The 19,293-nt window shown below is 60.2% G+C and carries 13 protein-coding genes; 8 read left to right on the top strand and 5 right to left on the bottom strand.

Annotation, left to right across the window (positions count from 1 at the left end):
- The first annotated feature begins 1 nt into the window (after position 1).
- Positions 2–1,225 (top strand): DUF418 domain-containing protein, encoded by a 1,224-nt coding sequence (locus tag M8N44_RS02965; RefSeq protein ID WP_102728401.1) that lies wholly within the window; start codon positions 2–4, stop codon positions 1,223–1,225.
- Positions 1,226–1,256: 31 nt separating this feature from the next.
- Here the strand turns inward: M8N44_RS02965 and M8N44_RS02960 are convergent, their stop codons facing one another.
- The 4 genes from M8N44_RS02960 to M8N44_RS02945 form a co-directional block, all read right to left on the bottom strand.
- Positions 1,257–1,676, bottom strand: coding sequence for a GNAT family N-acetyltransferase (locus tag M8N44_RS02960; protein ID WP_022398091.1), 420 nt, complete (start codon positions 1,674–1,676; stop codon positions 1,257–1,259).
- Between the two features lie 76 nt (positions 1,677–1,752).
- Positions 1,753–2,325 (bottom strand): translation initiation factor IF-3, encoded by a 573-nt coding sequence (infC, locus tag M8N44_RS02955; RefSeq protein WP_240454308.1) that lies wholly within the window; start codon positions 2,323–2,325, stop codon positions 1,753–1,755.
- Positions 2,326–2,430: 105 nt separating this feature from the next.
- Entirely contained in the window at positions 2,431–4,323 is a 1,893-nt protein-coding gene (gene thrS, locus M8N44_RS02950; RefSeq protein WP_102728400.1) for a threonine--tRNA ligase, read from the bottom strand.
- 127 nt (positions 4,324–4,450) lie between these two features.
- On the bottom strand, positions 4,451–4,849 hold the full coding sequence (locus M8N44_RS02945) for a hypothetical protein (protein WP_102728399.1): 399 nt from the start codon (positions 4,847–4,849) through the stop codon (positions 4,451–4,453).
- Positions 4,850–4,928: 79 nt separating this feature from the next.
- On the opposite strand from M8N44_RS02945, the gene M8N44_RS02940 reads away from it, so the two are divergent.
- The 7 genes from M8N44_RS02940 (at position 4,929) to M8N44_RS02910 (ending at position 12,695) form a co-directional block, all read left to right on the top strand.
- Positions 4,929–6,551 (top strand): hypothetical protein, encoded by a 1,623-nt coding sequence (locus M8N44_RS02940; RefSeq protein WP_102728398.1) that lies wholly within the window; start codon positions 4,929–4,931, stop codon positions 6,549–6,551.
- A 59-nt stretch (positions 6,552–6,610) separates the two neighbouring features.
- Positions 6,611–7,603, top strand: coding sequence for a porphobilinogen synthase (gene hemB, locus M8N44_RS02935; protein WP_180971058.1), 993 nt, complete (start codon positions 6,611–6,613; stop codon positions 7,601–7,603).
- A gap of 56 nt (positions 7,604–7,659) precedes the next feature.
- On the top strand, positions 7,660–8,031 hold the full coding sequence (locus M8N44_RS02930; RefSeq protein WP_102728397.1) for a hypothetical protein: 372 nt from the start codon (positions 7,660–7,662) through the stop codon (positions 8,029–8,031).
- Between the two features lie 123 nt (positions 8,032–8,154).
- The gene (locus M8N44_RS02925) at positions 8,155–8,859 is read left to right on the top strand and encodes a response regulator transcription factor (RefSeq protein ID WP_022398097.1); all 705 of its coding nucleotides are present in this window, start codon (positions 8,155–8,157) and stop codon (positions 8,857–8,859) included.
- A 3-nt stretch (positions 8,860–8,862) separates the two neighbouring features.
- Positions 8,863–10,500, top strand: a complete 1,638-nt coding sequence (locus tag M8N44_RS14035; RefSeq protein ID WP_102728396.1) for a sensor histidine kinase — start codon at positions 8,863–8,865, stop codon at positions 10,498–10,500.
- 271 nt (positions 10,501–10,771) lie between these two features.
- Positions 10,772–11,704 (top strand): UDP-glucuronic acid decarboxylase family protein, encoded by a 933-nt coding sequence (locus M8N44_RS02915; protein ID WP_102721743.1) that lies wholly within the window; start codon positions 10,772–10,774, stop codon positions 11,702–11,704.
- Between the two features lie 241 nt (positions 11,705–11,945).
- On the top strand, positions 11,946–12,695 hold the full coding sequence (locus M8N44_RS02910; RefSeq protein WP_102728395.1) for an acyl-[acyl-carrier-protein] thioesterase: 750 nt from the start codon (positions 11,946–11,948) through the stop codon (positions 12,693–12,695).
- Positions 12,696–13,035: 340 nt separating this feature from the next.
- Here M8N44_RS02910 and M8N44_RS02905 read toward each other — a convergent pair whose 3' ends face one another.
- Positions 13,036–18,942: an autotransporter domain-containing protein gene (locus M8N44_RS02905; RefSeq protein WP_215709543.1), complete on the bottom strand. Its 5,907-nt coding sequence runs from the start codon at positions 18,940–18,942 to the stop codon at positions 13,036–13,038.
- Positions 18,943–19,293 lie beyond the last annotated feature (351 nt).

Below are 19,293 nucleotides of genomic sequence, written 5' to 3'. Positions count from 1 at the left end.
CATGACCGCCCGGACTCCCGCCGGAGCGCCCCCCCGGGCGGCGCGCATCACCATCCTGGACATCCTCCGGGCGCTGGCCCTGCTGGGCATCGTCACCGTCCACGCGCACGACCACTTCAACCTGTACCTCCCCATGCCCCCGGCGGAGGGATGGCAGGCCGCGGCCAACAGCGCGGCGGACTGGGCCTACGAACACCTTTTCGTCAGCAAATCCTTCCTTCTCTTCTCCTTCCTGTTTGGCCTCAGCTTCTTCATCCAGCTGGACAGGCAGGAACAGAAAGGCGTCGACTTCCGGAAGCGCTTCATGTGGCGGCTGGCGCTCCTGTTCCTGCTTGGGCTGGCGCACACCCTTTTTTATGACGGGGACATCCTCACCATCTTCGGCGTGCTGGGTTTTGCCCTGGTGGCCCTGTACAAACGCGGTACGCCTCTTCTCGTCATCCTCTGCCTGCTGTGCCTGATGCAGCCCGTCGCCTTCATGGACACGCTGTCCCGCGCCGGACTGGCGGACCTGTGGCCGCATTCCTCCGGCTGGTTCCACCCGGCCTCCCCGGCGGCAGGCCCTTCGCGTGAATTCCTGTACGCCCACGGCAGCTGGGGGGAAGCGGCCCTGTGGAACCTGACGCAGGGCCAGGCGGGCAAATGGCAGTTCTTCCTGCTCAGCGGCCGCATCTGGCAGACGCTGGGCCTCTTCATCCTGGGCATGCTGGCGGGGAGATGGCAGGTCTTTGTGGACGCTCCGAACAAGCGCCGCCTGTTTCTGCGGATGCTTGGAATCTCCGGAACCCTGTTTCTGGCTCTGCTGGCGGCGCGCCTACTCCTCACCTCCCGGCTGGACTCCGCGTTGGGAACGGACGCTGGACACCTTCTGCACCAATGGGAAAACCTAGCCTATACCGCGGCCTTCGTCTCCGCCGCCGTCCTGCTGTTCACCCATCCCGGCCTTCCCCTGCCATCCAGGCTGCTCAGCAGCACCGGAAAATGCACGCTGACGTGCTACGTCTCCCAAACGCTGGTATTCACGTTCCTGTTCTTCGGGTGGGGGCTGGGACTGGCGCAGGGCATGGGACCGTGGGCTTGCCTGTGCGCCGCCGTTGCCGTCTTCCTGCTTCAAGCCTGGGCCTGCCGCCTCTGGCTGAGCCGCTTCCTGTACGGCCCCCTGGAATGGCTGTGGCGCACCGCCACCATGTGCCGCATGCAGCCGTTCCGCAAGCGCATGCCATAGGAAGGGCGGCTCTTCTTCCTCCCTGCGTCTGTTAAAGCCCGGTTTCCCCGGAAGAAGGGGGAATAAAGCGCATGGCCTCCTGCGTCCGGTCCGCGATAAAGCCGTTCCTTTCGTAAAAAGGCACTCCTTCGCGGTAGGAGGTGAGCACCACGTTCAAATACCCGGCATAGCGCTTTTTGCACAGCTCCAGCAGGCGGGAGCCGACGCCGCACCCCTGGTACAGCGGATGCACCAGCAGGTAATGGACATACGCCGTCATGGTTCCGTCATCCATGGCGGCGATCAGTCCCGCCAGCCTGCCGCCGTCCCAGGCGGAAAACACGGTCCCGTAATGGAGCAATGCTTCCGCCAGGCGTTCCGGATGCCGCCCGGATTCCCATTGGACGGAAAGGAACAATTCCTCCAGCGCCGCCGGGGAAAATTCTTTGGTGTCAGTGTAGGAAAGAACCATGGAAAAAGGCATTTGTCCGTAAAAAAGGCTTTCCGCCCTGCAGGGCGGAAAGCCTGAAAAAAGAGGGAAAAGCGCTTCACTCGTCGTCTTCCGCGTCAAAGGCGGAATCTTCCGAATCAAAGTCCTCATCCAGGTGGGCGGTGAATTTCTTCACGCGCTGCTGGACGGGCAGCGGGGAGAGCACCATGTGCATGGTGTTGCCGGCCAGGCGCGGAGCCTGGTCCACCTGCGCCATGGTCTTCAAGTCCGCAATGACCTTGTTGAACATGTCATAGCCAAGTTCCTGGTGGGCGTTCTCACGGCCGCGGAAGCGGAGCTGGAAACGGACCTTGTGGCCGTGGTCCAGGAAGCTTTCCGCACGGGCCAGCTTCACGTTGTAGTCGTTCGTGTCCGTCCCGATGCGGAGCTTGACTTCCTTAAGCTTGATCGTGCGGCTCTTGTTGTTTTTCTGGAGCTTGGACTGCTGGTACTTGTACCGTCCATAGTCCACCACGCGGCACACGGGCGGATCGGCATTGCCCGCCACTTCCACCAGGTCCAGGCCCAGGGCCTTGGCCTTTTCCAGCGCGTCGCGCGTATTCATGACGCCGAGCTGGTCGCCGTTGGCGGTCACCACGCGCACGCGGGGGGCGCGGATGCGTTCATTCACACGGGTTTGATCACCGCGCTCACGGCGGCGATTACCATCATTATTCTTCGTTGGCTTGATTGGCACGTCCGGATACTACTAAACTAAATAAAATAACTTGGCAACTCAAATCATGGGGGAAATATGACGCTCCGCAATTTCCCTGACCACAACGTCCGCAAACTGTTCAAAGGGCATCGCCCCCAGGTCTCCCTTGTCCCGGTGGCGGACGGAAACGGTGCCTTCCTCCGCCTCACGCTGGCCGAGCACCAGCATGTAGGGAACGCGGTCCAGGCGGGCGTTGCGGATCTTCGCGCCGATCTTGTCCGGCGTTTCATCCACCGTCACGCGCACTCCCCTGGCGGCCAGGGCGGCGCGGTGCGCGGCGGCCACGTCCATCACCTTGTCGGAGATGGGGAGCACGCGCACCTGTTCCGGTGAAAGCCAGGTGGGGAATTTCCCTTCAAAGTGCTCAATCAGCAGGCCCGTGAAGCGCTCCATGGAGCCGAAGGGCGCGCGGTGCACCATCACGGGGCGGTGCGGCTTGTTGTCCGCTCCGGTGTAATGTAGGTCAAACCGTTCCGGCAGGTTGTAGTCCACCTGCACGGTGCCCAGCTGCCATTCGCGCCCGATGGCGTCGCGCACGATGAAGTCGATCTTGGGGCCGTAAAAGGCGGCTTCCCCGGCTTCCTCGCTATAGTCCGCGCCCAGCCATTCCGCGGCTTCCCGCAGGGCCTGTTCCGCCTTGTCCCAGTTTTCCGGAGAGCCCACGTACTTGTCGCTTTCCGGGTCGCGCATGGAAAGGCGCACGCGGTAGTCCGTCATGCCCAGGGTGCCGAAGATGGTTTTCACAATGCCCAGGCACTGGCGGATTTCCCCGGCCAGCTGGTCAGGCGTGCAGAAAATGTGGGCGTCGTCCTGCGTAAAGCCGCGCACGCGGGTCATGCCGCCCAGCTCACCGCTCTGTTCCCAGCGGTACACGGTTCCGAATTCCGCCAGCCGCACGGGAAGGTCCCGGTAGGAATGGGCGTCATTCGCGTAAATCTTGATGTGGTGCGGGCAGTTCATCGGCTTGAGCATGTAGCCCTCAATGGTGCCGTCAGCCAGCCCGTTGAACAGTTCCGCGCAGGAAGCTCCTTCCTGGCTCAGCTTTTCCATGGCGTCCCGTTCCGGGATGGGCGCGTACTGGCTTTCCTGGTAATACGGGAAGTGGCCGGACGTGCGGTACAGGTCCAGCTTGCCGATGTTGGGGGTGTACACCTGGGAATAGCCCAGCTTGTCCAGCTCCTGCGTAATGAAATCCTGAAGGGAGCGGCGGATGAGGGCTCCTTTGGGCTTCCAGAGAATCAGGCCCTGGCCCACGGCCTCGTCAATGCAGAAGAGACCCAGTTCACGGCCCAGCTTGCGGTGGTCCCGGCGGCGCGCTTCCTCCAGCCGTTCCAGGTGCTCGTCAAGCTGGGTGCGGTTCGGGAAGCAGGTGCCGTAAATGCGCTGGAGCATGGGACGGTTCTTGTCTCCCTTGTAGAAGGCGCTCGCCACGCTCATGATTTTGAACGCCTTGCAGTTGCCCGTACGGCCCACGTGCGGGCCGGCGCACAGGTCCGTAAAATCTCCGTTGCGGAACAGGGAAATCTCCTCGTCTTCCGGAATGTCGTTCAGCAGGTCAATTTTAAACTGGGAAGGCGTATTGCGCGGCCCAAGGGCGCCCAATTCCCCGGATTCCGCCATCTTCATGGCCTCCGCGCGGGAAATAACTTCCTTCTGGAAAGGCTGGTTTTCCTTCACCACCTTCTTCATCTCCTCCTCAATGCGCTCAAAATCCTCTGTGCTGATGCGGTGGTCCAGCTCCACGTCGTAATAAAAACCGTTATCCACGGCAGGGCCGCCGGCCAGCTGGGCGTCCGGCCAGAGGCGGCAAATGGCCGTAGCCAGAACGTGCGCGCAGGAGTGGCGCAGCCGTTCCAGATCAGACATCTGATGGCGTTCTTCAAGAGTCTTTCTTTCCTTGTGTTCGGACATACGCGCATTAGTTAACCTCCCCCAGGCACTGTTGGCAAATGCAAAAAACCCTCCTCTCCAAAAATTCAAGGCATGAACGCCGCGGAGACTTTCCGGAAGAGAACGAACACTCTCCCCTTTTTCTTCTTTACGGTTGCCGCACTGGAAAATCCGGTATAACAAGAAATTCATGCTGAATGTCATCTGCCATACCTTGGGAGCCGCTCTTCTTCTGCTTGGCATACGGATCATTCTGCAGGACTGGTACGTTTTCATCTCCCTTCATTTCACCAAGTCTGAACGAAGGAACAGCTTTTCCTTCACACCATTCGCAGGAGGAATCCTCGGTTGCGCCGCTCTCTAGCTTCTTCCTCCTACCCGAGAAATGGGCATCCGATGGCTTCCCATCCTTCCGGATTCCGGTGTCATCCTGTACAGCGTCCATCTGGTTAAACAATTCTTCAAGTTTCTTTTTCGTCGTTCCCCATAAGCATTTTCTCATTTTGCACCATCGCGGGGAGAACAGGAAAAAACGGAATGCAACCATTTACCTTCCATCCGCTATTCCTCCCTCAACGAGTGATTTACACCTGCGGCCGTTTATGCCATAGTGGCGGCCAGCGGTTATGAAAATCCTCCCCCTCTCCCTTCTCTGCCTCTGCCTGCCCTGCGGCCTCTCCCGGGGCGACCAGCCGCCGGACGGCTCCCCCGTCCGCTTCCAGATCAGCATGGACCAGGCCGCGGAACACAAGGCTCCGGAACCGGACCCTGTTCCGGACCAGAGCACGCCGTTCAATGCGGCCAAGCTGCTGCTCCGCGCCCTTCAGGAAAAAACTGACTGGAAAAACGAACCGTACAAATCCCTGCCCGCCACCTCCCCCTTTGTAGGCCAGCTCAAGCTGAAAAGCATCCTTTCCCGCATGGAGGCGGTCCAGGCGTATGTAACCGGAGCGGCCCCGGAACGCCCCCCTTTTGTGGATGAAGCCTCCATCATCACCCAGGGAGACCTGGCGATGGCCTACATCCTGCTGCCGGACAAGACAAACCCGTACGTCTATGCAGCCACTGCGGTGGCCCTGGTGAAAAAGGGCGGCCAGTGGAAGGCCTCCCTGACCCCAGGGAGCTTTGACAATACGTTCCTTCCCTTTGACGACCAAATCCGGGAGGAAGCGAAAAAAATATCAGCGGAAGCCAAGAAGAAAATCTTCGGCCTCGCCCACCAGTACTCCGTGGCCGCCGTCAAAGCCGCCCTGGAGCACATCAAGCGGTTCCGTGTGGAAGCCGTAAAGGGGAAAACGGACGACGAACTCAAGACCCTGCTCATCCGCACCGTGAAAGGGGATGACCCGGCACGCATTGCCGCCCTGCTCGTTTCCCCGTACTACATGGAATCCGCCATCACCCAGAGCGCCCGGCTCACCCCCGTGGTCAAGGCCATGCGCCTTCAGGACAGGAGGGAGGAAAGCCGCTACATCCAGCCCACCAACCTCAGCTTCATGACCTTTCCGAACACCATCCTGGTTCCCCTGCGCCCCCATCCGGACGACCAGACAGACCCGAACAAACGGGATGAGGACCAGCAGGAGGAGGCCAATAAAAACAACGCGAAGAAAAGCGGCAAGGATATCCACAGCATTGCGGCCATGACCATCCTGCCCCCGCGCATGAGCATGCCGGACACGGACAAGCCCGCTCTCATTTACCGCTATGCGCTGGAGAAAATCAAGGACCCCACGGATGGCTTCCCCGTTTTCAAAATGTATCTGACGGACGCCTTCACTTCATGGAACCTGAAAGCGGACGAATCCACCACCGCCCGCATCATGGCGGATTTCCACCGGACCTACCCCCCCCTGGCCTTTCCCACGCCGGAAGAGGCCGTGACCGCCGCCGGGCGCGCCCTGGCGAACCGGGACAGCCTGGCCATGATACGCATGCTGGCTCCGGCCAAATTCGCCTCCGTGAAGGAATTTGAAGACGCGCTCTCCCAGTTGAAAACGGTCATGGGCAGGATTCCCGCCCCCCGGACCGAGGTGAAGGAAAAAGGCGCTCCCGTCGTCAAGGCTGCCTACGTTCCCGTCACCAGAGACGGCGCCCCCGGCATCAAGGCCACCATCGGCGTGCGGCCCGCTTCCAGAAACGGATTCTCCGTCAACAACCTGTACCTTACCAAAACAGACAGCGGCTGGATGGTCACCGGAGCTGATGTGGAGAACCCGCTGGCGCTGGACGAACAAAAAAAACCCTGAAAACCGCCCGGGGAACGCCCGCCCCTCTATCACACAACCTTTTCCATTATCACACCATGATGAATCTACCGATACGGCCGCGCCGCAACAGAAAATCCGCCAACATCCGGGGTCTCATCCGGGAAACCTCCCTCTCCCCGGAACACCTCATTTACCCGGTCTTCGTCCATGAAGGAACCGGGAACCAGCCCATTTCCTCCCTGCCCGGCTGCACGCGCTGGAGCGTCAAGGGCCTGGTGGAGGAAGCCAAGCGCCTGATGGACCTGGGCATCCGCACGCTGGACCTTTTCCCGGCCATCCCGGACGGAAAGAAAACCCCGGACGCCTGTGAAGCCTGCAACCCTGACGGCCTCATTCCGCGCACCATTTACGCGCTCAAGAGCGAGGTGCCCGGCATCACCGTCATGACGGACGTGGCGCTGGACCCCTACAATTCAGACGGTCACGACGGCCTGGTGGAATTCCGCTCCGACGGCACGATGGAAATCCTCAATGACGACTCCGTGGAGGTCCTCTGCCGCCAGGCTTTGTGCCACGCGGACGCCGGGGCGGACATCGTCTCCCCCAGCGACATGATGGACGGCCGCGTGGCCGCCATCCGCGCCACCCTGGATTCCGAGGCCCTGGACGACGTCTCCATCATGGCCTATACCGCCAAGTACGCCAGCGCCCTGTACGGGCCGTTCCGCGGCGCGCTGGAAAGCGCGCCGAAGGAGGGGGACAAGAAAACGTACCAGATGGACCCCGGCAACATCCGGGAAGCCCTGAGGGAAGCGCAGCTGGATGAAGCGGAAGGCGCGGACATCCTGATGGTGAAACCCGCCACGCTGTATCTGGACGTGATGGCCGCCATGCGGAAGCACGTGACGCTGCCGATAGCCGCCTACCACGTCAGCGGGGAGTACCTGATGATCAAATCCGCCGTGGCTTCCGGCTGGCTGGATGAACGGGAAACCGTTCTGGAGACTCTAACCTCCATCCGGCGCGCCGGGGCGGACATGATCCTCACGTATTACGCCCCCCAGGCCGCCGAATGGCTTAAACAACGCTGACGCCGCACGGCCTCCGCACAGGAGGTGGACGTACGGTCCAGAATACCGCTCTCCGCATGTCTACCTCCACAAAAATATTTGTCGGCATCGTGATCGTCGTCGTCATGGCGCTCACCTCCCTCTGGGGCGTCTATGCCCCCACCTTCTCGGAAGCCTACGTACTGCCCGTACAGATGACGACGGCGGACGGCGCCCCGCTGGGCAACTTCCAGTGCCGCCCGGTGGCCGCGGAAAACGGGAAGACGCTCCTGGTCTTCCGGGATACGGACTTCCTGCGCCAGACCACGGGGAACATGGTCCATTCCAAGATCATCCTTTCCTACAAGGGCACGCCGTTCTTTGAAGGCATCGTCCCCGGCCCCATGGAGGCCATAGAAATTCCCTCCGGGAGCCTTCCGCCCCAGTTCCAGGCGCTCCAGCAGAACTGACCTGGGCTGCTCCGGAAAAGAAAACCTCCGAACCGGGAACCGCCCTGTTATGGCATTGTTACTGAAAGGGCGCAGGTTTCTCTATACAAACAGGGAAACATTGTGGTTTTATAGAATCAAACGATGAGTGATTCAGCCTATACCATTCTGATTGCGGAGGATGACGACAGCATCAGGCACGCCCTGACGGACGTGCTGACCGCATCCGGCTACGAGGTGCTGGCGCTGGAAGAGGGCCTGGCCGCCATCCGCGCCGTGCGGGAACGCAACTTTGACCTGGCCCTGCTGGACGTAGCCATGCCGGGAGCTGACGGCTTCCAGGTGCTCCAGGTCATGTCTGCGGAGCGCCCCGGCACGCCCGTCATCATGCTCACGGCGCGCGGGGAGGAGGAGGACCGCGTGCAGGGGCTCAAGCTGGGGGCGGACGACTACATCGTCAAGCCGTTCAGCATCCGGGAGCTGCTCGCCCGCATCGAGGCCGTGCTGCGCAGATCCCCGGAACGGCCGCGCCAGCTCCGGGAAATCCGGATCCCCGGCGCATCCCTGGACAGCGCCAACCGCCTGCTCACCTTTGAGGACGGAAAGGAAACCTCCCTGACCGCACGGGAATTCGAATTCCTCACGTACATGGCCACCCACCCCAACCGCGTCATCACGCGGGACGAACTGCTCCGGCGCGTGTGGGACGTGGACCCGCGCCTGACGGATACGCGCTCCGTGGAAATGACCGTCATGCGCCTCCGGGACAAGCTGGGGACCGTCGCGGCCGCCCCGCTGGAAACGCTCAGAAGCCAGGGCTACCGCTGGAACTCATCCTTCGTCTCCTGACCCGTGAACCGGCGCATACGCATCACTCTGCTGGCAATCAGCCTGCTGCTGGTCATCGGCACGCTCGGATGGCTCACCCACGTTCTGCTGGTGCAGGCGGAGGAAACGGGCCGCTCCGAACAGCGCATCAGGGTGGAGGCCCTGGCTCATGAAGCCAAGCTGGAAATGGACCGCCTCCTGACCTCCTTCATCACCTTTGAACAGGCCCGCGGCTACTTTGAATACCAGCCCTTTTACGCCTACAAGCGCCCTTATGACCAGCGCATGGGCTCCCCGGAACCCGGAGAGGCCGCCCGCGGCTCCAACCTCTCCTCCTACCTGCCGGACTACGTCACGGCCTATATCCAGATTTCCCCCTCCGGCCATGTAACCGGACCCGCGCTGGACCCGCAGCTTGCCGAACATCTGAATGAGCAGAAGGACCTCTACCAGCGGCTGAACGGCAAGGTCTCCGCCCTCACCTCCGTGCCGTCCAGCGGCAACCTCTGGACGGACATTCGGAATGAAATCCTGCATGAAGCCCCGGAACCTGAGCCGACGGCATCCGGCACGCCGGCCCAGGTGGAAACCGTCACCTCCTTCGTCCCAGTGGAAGACGGGGGGAACCTCTATATCCTGCGCCAGGTGCACACCAGCCGCGGCGTCTATTTGCAGGGGGCCCTGATGAACATGGACAACCTGAACCGGCGGCTGCCCGGCCAGGTAAAGCTGTTGCTTCCCCACAGCCGCCTGGCTACCTTCGATCCCTCCGCCCCGCCTCCCGCAGAAGCGCGGCAGACGGGCACGCTCCCCTTTGCCAACGCCCCCCTGGTCTTTCTGCCGGGAGACACCGGAGCCGTCCCCCTCCAGGACCACAAGAAAATGCTGACCTGGACGCTCACGCTCATCTGGAGCATGGTACTGCTGGGCGCGGCAGGCGTCATCTGGCTCATGCTGGGCACCTTCCGCCTGGAGCAGCGCCGCGGGGACTTCGTCTCCGCCGTCACCCATGAACTCAGGACGCCGCTCACCTCCTTCTCCCTGTATACGGAAATGCTGGAGGACGGCATGGTGCCGGAGCAGAAAAAGCCGGAATACTACGCCAACATGCAGCGGGAATGCCGCCGCCTGGAACACCTGATTGAAAACGTGCTCTCCTACTCCCGGCTCCAGCGGAACGCCATCCGCCGCACGCGGGATACGCTCACCTGCCAGGAACTCTTTGAACCCATTGCGGAAAAAATAGACCGCCGGCTCCGGGAGGCGGGCATCAGCTTCTCCTTTGCCCTGGCGCAGCCCATCCGCATCCTGCCCATTCATACGGATGCCGTCTCCGTGGAGCAGATCATGGACAACCTGACCTCCAACGCCATTAAATACGCCAAGGGGGAAAACGCCAAAGTCCAGCTCACCGTCCAGGCGGACCGCCACAACATCGTCATCCGCTTCCGGGACAACGGCCCGGGCATCTCCCCGAAAAACCGCAAGCTGGTGTTCAAGCCCTTCCGGCGCACGAAGGACGCCTCCGACAGCCGCAAGCCCGGCGTAGGCCTGGGGCTGGCGCTGGCCAAGGATACGGCACGCTCCCTGGGGGGGGACCTGAAACTGGAATTCGGCACCTTGGGGGGAGCCAGCTTCCTGCTGACACTTCCCAAATCCTGACCCCGCCAAGGGGCCTGCACGTCTCCATCTGCTTCCCGGCCCGCACGGAACCATCTTTCCTCTTCCATCGCATCCCCTTCCCTTGCCCGGCTGTTCCACAAAACATCCCGCCCGGGAAAATCCTGTCCGGCATGCTATGCGCTTGCCTTCACGTGACGGATATGTGACATTGAACCGCAACGCACGGCGGGACGAAAAATTCCCGTTCCACGCAGGAATATCCGCCTTCCCTTCCGGCGCGGCGGAGCGCAAAACGCATGGACATGCTATCATGAGTAAAAGGATTTTGATCACCGGAGGAGCCGGCTTCATCGGCTCCCACCTCAGCGAACGGCTTCTGAAAGAAGGCCATGAAGTCATCTGCATGGACAACTTCTTCACGGGCAGCAAGCAAAACCTCCTTCACCTGGCGGACTATCCCGGATTTGAAATAATCCGCCATGACGTCACCGTTCCCTGCGTGATGGAAGTGGACCAAATCTACAACCTGGCCTGCCCCGCCTCCCCTCCCCATTACCAGTTTGACCCCATCCACACGGTTAAAACCTCCGTGCTGGGCGCGCTGAACATGCTGGGCCTCGCCAAACGGTGCAAGGCCAGAATCCTCCAGGCTTCCACCAGCGAGGTATACGGCGACCCCATGGTCCATCCCCAGCCGGAAACCTACTGGGGCAACGTCAATCCCGTGGGCGTCCGCTCCTGTTACGATGAAGGCAAAAGATGCGCGGAAACCCTGTTCATGGACTACCGCCGCATGAACGGGGTGGACATCCGCATCATCCGCATCTTCAACACCTACGGACCGCGCATGAACCCGAACGACGGCCGCGTGGTCTCCAACTTCATCGTGCAGGCGCTGAAAGGGGAAGACATCACCATTTACGGAACGGGCAGGCAGACCCGCAGTTTCCAGTACGTGGACGACCTGGTGGAAGGCATGGTCCGCATGATGAACACGGAAGGCTTTTCAGGCCCTGTGAACCTGGGAAATCCCGTGGAATTCACCATGCTGGAACTGGCGGAAAAAGTCATTGAAATGACGGGTTCTTCTTCCAAAACGGTCTTCCGTCCCCTGCCCCTGGACGACCCGGCCCAGCGCAAGCCGGACATCCGGCTGGCGGGAGAAAAACTGGGTTGGAAGCCCAATATTCCGCTGGAAAAAGGCCTTGAAAAAACCATCGCCTACTTCCGGAGCATTCTGTAGCGTTTCCGAGGCGCCGCATGCTTATGCGGCAACTTAATCATTATTGGCGAACTGATTTCATTAAAAGGCGTGGCTTACAGCCGCGTTCCTTTCGGTTGCCGCATAGGCAAGCGGCGCTCCAAGGAAGCAATCCGGAAATTCCGGGAAGCTTCCCATGCGGTCCATGAACTCCGGCATGCCGAGCGGCTCATTACCCGTTTTTGGCTGGTGCGGTAAAACGGTTCGGCTAAAATGAATTGTTATGAAACATGCCGACGCCCACGGAATCTATTCCACTCAAGCCACTGTCCGCACTTATGAAAGCGGTGCGGACGGCCTCATGAAACCGGAAACGGTTCTGCACTGGTTTCAGGAAATAGCGGAGGCCCACGCCTCCTCCCTCGGCTTCGGCTATGACTTTGTGATGTCCCGCGGCCTGGCCTGGGTGGAAGTGCGCCTAAACACGGCCATCAGCCGCCTCCCCCGGTGGAAGGAAACGGTGGAACTCCGCACCTGGACCGCGCAGGAAACGCCGCTGCTGGCGCGCCGCAATCTGGAAATAAGGGACGCCCTGGGAAACCAAATCGTCACGGCAAGCTGCCTGTGGGCCGTCATTGACGTACGCCGCAGACGCCCGGTGCCGTTGAACAGGCACATTGATGCCTTCCCGGATACTCCGTGTGAAGAAACGGTGGCTCCGGCAGCCATGGATACCTCGGGCCTTCTGCCGACCATCCGGGAATGGATGGCGGAACGCCGCGATACGGACTTCAACCGCCACATCAACAATGCCGCCTACCTGGTCTGGGCGCTGGAATCCCTGCCGGATTCCTGGCTGGAGAACCATGAATTGACGGGAATCCACCTGCATTTCAAGAAGGAAACCCATGCGGGAGAATCCATGAAATCCCTGCTGTTCCGCCAGGACTCCCTCACCTCCCACCACATCATGCACGGAGACGAACTGCGGGCGGAAGCAGTGCTGGAATGGAAAGCCGCCGCAATCGCATAAAAAAGGCCCTATTCCACGCCTTCCGGATTTTTCTGACATCAGACAGCGGACGAGGGCGCGCAGGAGTATTCTGCGCCGTTTTATAGAATCGGAAGGGGCGTGCCGTGTGGAGGGCAGAGAGCGGCGCAGGGAGAGTAGTGGACAAAATGGACTTGATGGACAGGATGGACACCATTTTTTTTTTTCTACTCTGTCCTTTCAGCCCACACGGCCTATTACTCCGGAGGACGCTATTTCCTTACACAAGCAGGGCCGCCCCGGCTCTTGTCCGCAACGGCCCTGGAAGTCCGGAGAGCAGAGCGTCTCCGCTCCACTCTCAACTCTCAAACCTCAACTCTCCTTAAAAGTCATACCGGTAGCCGATACTTCCGTTCACCGAGTTGGCTCCGTCCCGGAAGTCCGCGTTCCCGTTGATGAAGACCGTTCCCTGCGTTCCCACCGGCACGCTCAGCCCCGCTCCGATTTGCAGAGCCGTCGTTCCAACCTTGGCCCCACGCACGCTCTGCATGAAGCCGGGGTTGCCCAGCAGCGCCACATTGGTTTCTCCGCGGCGGTCGCCCATGTCCTGGGCCGCGTTCACCCGGAACTCAGCCAGCGCTTCTCGACCGAAGATGTTGCTGCCAATGAGCCCCATCCAGCGGCCGCCCAGCGCAACCGTTCCCGTCGTCCATTCCTGCTTGCCTACATTCAGGCCCGCGTTCCCCGCTCCCGTTTCCGTGTAGCCGTCCATGCGCGTCGTCACTACCGAGGCGTTGGCCAGGGGCTGCAGGATGCTGCTCTTGTCTTCGTTGAGGTACACGTCGTAGGTCAGTTCATACATCGCTCCAAAGCCCCACCCGCTGGTGTTGCCCTGCGTCCTGTAGCTGCCTTCCCCGTAGTTGACCGTGCGGTTGAGCTTCGCGTCGTTCCAGCCTCCCGTCAGAATCAATGTGTGCGCCCAGCGCTTGCTCTGGTAGCGGCCGAAGAGGTTGGCGTAGTAGCTGTCCAGGTGGCCGTCCGCGCTGTCCGCCGCGCTGGCCGTCAGGTCGCCGTAGTTGGCCGTGAAGGCCGCTCCCATGGTAAAATGGTCGCTGAGGTCCACGTCCATGCCCACGGTGCCGCCCCAGGTGGTGAGCTGGTAGCCGCTTTCATCCCCCCTGGTATCCAGCTTGGCGTAGGAGCCCGTGCCTTCCATCCACATGTGGAAGTAGGGGAGGTCTTCGTTGATGTAGGCGGGGTTGACGCCCATGAGGGTGGTGCGGTTCCTGATCCAGCCCATCTGGTCGCGCAGGGCGTCCTTCTGGGCCGTGCCCAGCGCGTTGACCGTGCTGCCCGCTACGGCGGCCAATGCCCTGGATGCTCCCGCCAAATCAGGATTGCTCCCCGTAACCATGGTGCTGATGGCATTCATGACCTGCCCGAGCCGGGAAGTGGCGTCCAGGTTGTTCCTGGCTCCCCACAGAAGTTCGGAACCTGCTCCGGAATTATGGGAATTCACCGCAGGCTTAAAAATATTATCCTGCTGTACCGTGGCGTTCAGCACAATATTGTTTCCTTCCCGGACCATGGTCGCATCCTTGTAATACACGGCAAAGAGTCCGGAAGTACCCACGGACATGGATTCCCCTTCCGCCATGCCGTCAATCGCGTCCGCGGTCATCAGCACCACTCCGTCCAGGTTGTCATACGTTCCCAGGCCCGTGTTGCCGGTCATGTTGGCAAGCGTAAAGCCGGCGCCGTTCCCGATAGTAATGGAATCCGCCGTCAGCATGGCGGAGCCGAAAGGATCGGCCGCGCTCAGGTTATACACGAATTCCGTCATGGAACCGCTCTGGAAGTCAACGCTGCCGACGTTCAAGGTGGTATTGGGGTCCCCTGCTCCATTCCCGATGGCCTCAATGCGCAGGGTGCCGGAAGCGCCTACCGTAACGTTGCGGTAGTCAAGCGCGGGAGCGGCGGACGTGCCTTTCAGCACCAGGGTGCCCCCTCCGTGCACGCCCAGGTCATACGTGGAGCTTCCGGTCTGCATCACCTGGGTTACCTTGCCGGAGACGTCAATGCTCCCTTCCCCGTCCAGTGTGCCGGAGAAAGAGCCGTTCACGGCGGATGCGGAGGTGACGGACAGTGCATTGCCATTCAGGGCCAGCGTTCCAGCGCCGGAGAGGGCCAGAATGGACTTCTCCCCGGTCCCGGACAGGCTCAGCGTTCCGTTCAGCGTCACGGAGGTTCCGAACAGGCCGGCTTCCCCTGCCAGGGTGAGGGAAGAACCTTCCTGAACGTTCAGGCGGCCTGCTCCGGAAATGGTGGTCGCCTGGTCCAGGGTGGAATCCCCGGCAGTCTTGAGCGTTCCGCCCGCAGAGATTTGCAGGGAGCCGCCCTCCGCGTCATCTGCCAGGGTGGCCGTCGTGGTCCCTCCGATCACGACGCGGACGGGTTCATCCGCAGAGGCGGAGGACAAAGTCAGCGTGCCGATATTATTGGCGCTCCCGTTCAGGGCCAGCGTGCCTTCCCTGGCAACCACCGCATTGGAGGTATTGACATTGCCATTCAGCACCAGGGTCTTTTCTCCCGTCTTGATCAGGTCCGCGCCGTCACCGTTCACGGTAAGATTGCCGTTGAACACGGAGTCGTCCAGATCGTTCGCAAGTTCGATATCCAGCGAACCGTCCCCGGCGGCATTCACCACCAGGTTGCCCGTGCTGCCGGTGCCGGAGGAAAGATGCCGGATGATGGTCTTGTCCGTATTGGCCGCAGGCACGTCAAAATTCAGGGTGAGGTTTGTGTCCACAATCACCTGCGCATAGGAATTAAGGGCCGGAATTTCCGTCACCGTGGAACCGTCCACGGACGAAATGTAAATCTGGTCCGTTCTGCCGGAAATGATGATGCTGCCGCCTTCCACCCCCTTGATGCCGAATCCCAGGCTTTCCAGCGTGGCATTGAACGTAAGGTGCTGGTTGAGCCACGCCACCAGGTCGCTGGAAGGCAGGCCGGTGATCGTTCCGTCGGTCAGCAGAATGCCTACGGATTCCAGTTCGCGCATGGCGATCAGGATATCCGTATCAATGTCCATGTGCAGCGTGAGGTCGGAAGCGTCCCCGCCGAAGGAAACGGTGCCCGTGGCCGTGTCATTGAACTGGAGCAGGCTCTTCTGGTCCCCGGCAGCGGCATACGTGGTATTGTTCGCACCCACATGCAGGGAATTATTCCCCGTCAGCGTCAGATTTCCCGTCAGGCCGGTAATGGCCGTTCCCGCCGTGGCGGTATTGATGCCGCCCACCTTGTCCCCGGACAGGCCGCCCAGGTCAATATCCCCGGAATTGGCCTCCGCATTCACGGTTACGCCGCCGGCAGTGGCGTAGGCTCCTGCATGTTGCAGCCCTCCCTTGGTAATGGTGATGTTGTTGGCAATCGCCTGGTTGTTCATGTCCAGAACGGAACCGCCGTTAACGGAAACATTCCCGGTCCCCAGGGAACCGGCGCCCAGCGCCTTCACCGTGCCGCCGTTCAGGGTGGTTCCTCCCTGGTAATTGTTAGCGGCGTTCAGTTCCAGGACCGGGGACCCGCCGGCCCTGTTCACGATCAGAGCTCCTGCCCCGGTAATCTGCCCGACCCAGGAGCCTGTGCCCTCTCCATTGCCCAGCTGAACCGTGCCGCTGGTAATGGTGAGCGTCCCCGTAGCGGTATTGTCCTGCGTCAGCACCAGCGTTCCGGTTCCGGCCTGTTCCACCCTGGCGTTCAGGGCGCCTTCCGCTCCTACGGTGGCGTTCATCAGAACGAGGTCATTGGTGTAGGAGAATTTGAACAAGCTTGTTCCGCCGTCAGCCTTTAACACCACACCATCCCCGAAAAGCTTGCCATCATTCAGGGTCGCCGCCGTATTGTTGCCGAATGCCCAGGTAAACAGGGCATTGCCAGTGCGGGTGAACGCCCCGTGGAACCCGGTCATGTCTCCCGTCAAGTAGGCGAAGGCATCCCCCAGTGCGGTGGTCACCGTACCTGAACCGGTGAATGCCCCGCCAAAGTAATAGGACTTGCCGCTCCCTCCGTTTAGGTAGGTTCCTTTCTCCAGCACATTGATCGTTGCCATGACGGCGGTATCCGCCGTGTTGACGGCATCCATCCAGAAACCGCGTCCATTCAGGGTTAACGTCCCCCTCCCCATGCTGGCGGCGGTGGCAAACTGGAGGTCGCGGGCATCATTTGTACTGCCCGGATTATTATTCAACCCGGATGCAACCAGTTCCCCGGTAAAGGATGAATTGTCTCCTGAAATGTAAAAACGGGATTTGGCCGCCTGGTTGTCCAGCTCAATCCGGCCCGCTCCGCTCATGCCGTTGATGACGATGTTGGCGCTGTTTCCGGAAGGCATTCCATCGATGGCGCTGGAAATGGCGAGGGTTCCTCCCGCATTCACCGTGACTCCCGCGGAAAACCTCGTTTGAACACTTCCGGAGGCAATGGACACGGAACCTCCGTCCACCGTCAGAGCGCCCGCATACACGGCGGCGCCAAGATTCAAGGTGCCGTCTCCGGATTTTTCCATGGCCATCGCCTTGTAATTATCCACGGAAGCCCACGTTACGGCGTTCCCGTTGGTATCCACTTTAATGGAGTTCTTGCTCGTGGAGGAAATCTGTCCGGAAATATCCGCCGTCACGCCAGCGCCATACTGGAGGATACCGCCGTCAAACGACAGACTGCCGGCGCCGAGGGCGGCGTCATCTCCCATTTCAAGCGTGCCGCCGCCCAGGATCACCTTTCCGGTATAGTTGGTATTGGCCGTATTGATGGTCAGCTTGGCGTTGCCGGTCTTTTCCAGATTACCGTTGCCTTCCAGAGAGCCGCCCCCTGCCGCGGCATCCCATACATAATCCGTCGTATCCGCCTGCACCATGATAATCGTGGGAGAGACGGCGCCATCAATGGTCACCGTCTGCGGGGCGCTGCCGCCAATGTCTCCCATGACGACTCCGAAATTATCATTGTAAACGCCGTCGTCCTTCCACGGGGAAGCGGCGGGAGCAGTGACGGACCAGATTCCGTCGCCCCCCTTCCATTCAAGCAAAGCCACCTGCGCCACCACCAGGGTAAGCTTGCCGTTCCCCGTGCTCCAGGAACCCAGAAGATTGTCGCCCAGGACAAAGGAACTGGCAGGAACTCCGGTGACGGTGCCCGCGCTGATCAGGTCATAGGAACCCTCCGTCCAGGCCACGCCGTCTATCGTTCCCTGCCCCAGAAGCAGTTCGCTGTTCACGGTCAGCGTTCCGGTCACATTAAGCAGAGACGCGCCGGAAGCCGGAAGAGCGGAGAAATTCAGGAGGGACGAGTTTCCCAGCGTCAGGTTTCCCGTAATCGTGCCGGACGCGCCCAGCGTCAGACTGCCAGCAGCGGCAATACCAAGAGTTCCACCATTCATGTTCAGGGAACCCGCGGCGGCAAGAGTCACATTGGAAAACTGCGTGGCGGCGTTTACCGTCAGGCCAGATGAACCACTCACGGTCAGCGTATTATTGTAGGTAGCATCATGCTGCGCTTTCAAATTGCCTCCATTCAGGTTCACCATTCCCGAACCCAGAGCAGTAGCATTATTCAACTGCAATGTTGCCCCTCCCGTAACCATCCAGTTCGCTGTCATGGCCTGACGGTTCCTGTTGACGGATTGATCAGTTACATTCGTCGTCTGTGCGGCCGAATTCAAAATCAGCGTACCAGAATACCCCACACCTCCCACAGTAATTGTGGGGGGATCAGTAATCCCTTCCCCAACCGCAAGCGCTCCATAAACGTTCATGGTCTTGCCTGCAGCGATCTGGAACAAGGTATTCGCATAAAATGAAACGCCCTCCCAGGCCGTACCCGTTGATCCTAACGAAAAATCCTCCCCGATGTTGAAAACCGTCGCCTGCCCTTCTCCCGGAGCACGGAAATTGACGACGCGGGAACCGCCGTCGCTGGAGGATACACTGAATCCTGAAGCACCTGCCGCCACATTAATGCCACCCAGCGACAAGCTATTGAACTGGGCCTTGACGGCCTTTTGAACATTATCTCCATATGGTCCGCTGAATTGCATAATATTGGCACTGGTTCCGGCCCACACGTTTGCATAATTGGTCGGCGCCGGATTCCAGTTGGCATTTGTATGGATCCAGCCATCCGTTCCGCCAAGCCATGTATAGGTTTCCGCCAAGGCATGCGGTGAGGAAACGGCGGCCATGCAGGCAATCAGAGAGGACAGGAGACCCAAGGGAAGGTGCAGCTTCATAATTTTTAATGAAAATGAACGTGAAAATACCTCCTGAACCTGACAGGAGGCTTTTTATCATCATTAACGGATTAAAAATCCTCCTACAAGCTTAAACGTTGATTCCGTAGGCGTTGCAACTCTCCTGGAAGACCGTTTTCATGCTATATCTGGTCCGCAATCAGGTATGTTCGTGGTGGTATCCTTATCAGTATAAACATGCAAGCAGGTTCATTCTGGTATATTGGCGGCTTTTCCGTTCCCTAGCGGATTTTTAATCCGCCTTGCGAATCATTCCGGATGGAATCAATAATCCATTTTAACATCATTTATTCCACTATATGATATCAACTGCGCTACTGCACCATGCCG

The sequence above is a fragment of the Akkermansia massiliensis genome (genome assembly GCF_023516715.1).
Taxonomy (GTDB): Bacteria; Verrucomicrobiota; Verrucomicrobiia; order Verrucomicrobiales; family Akkermansiaceae; genus Akkermansia; species Akkermansia massiliensis.
The sequence above is the reverse complement of the archived record's forward strand: the minus strand, read 5'-3'. Positions and strand labels throughout refer to the sequence as shown.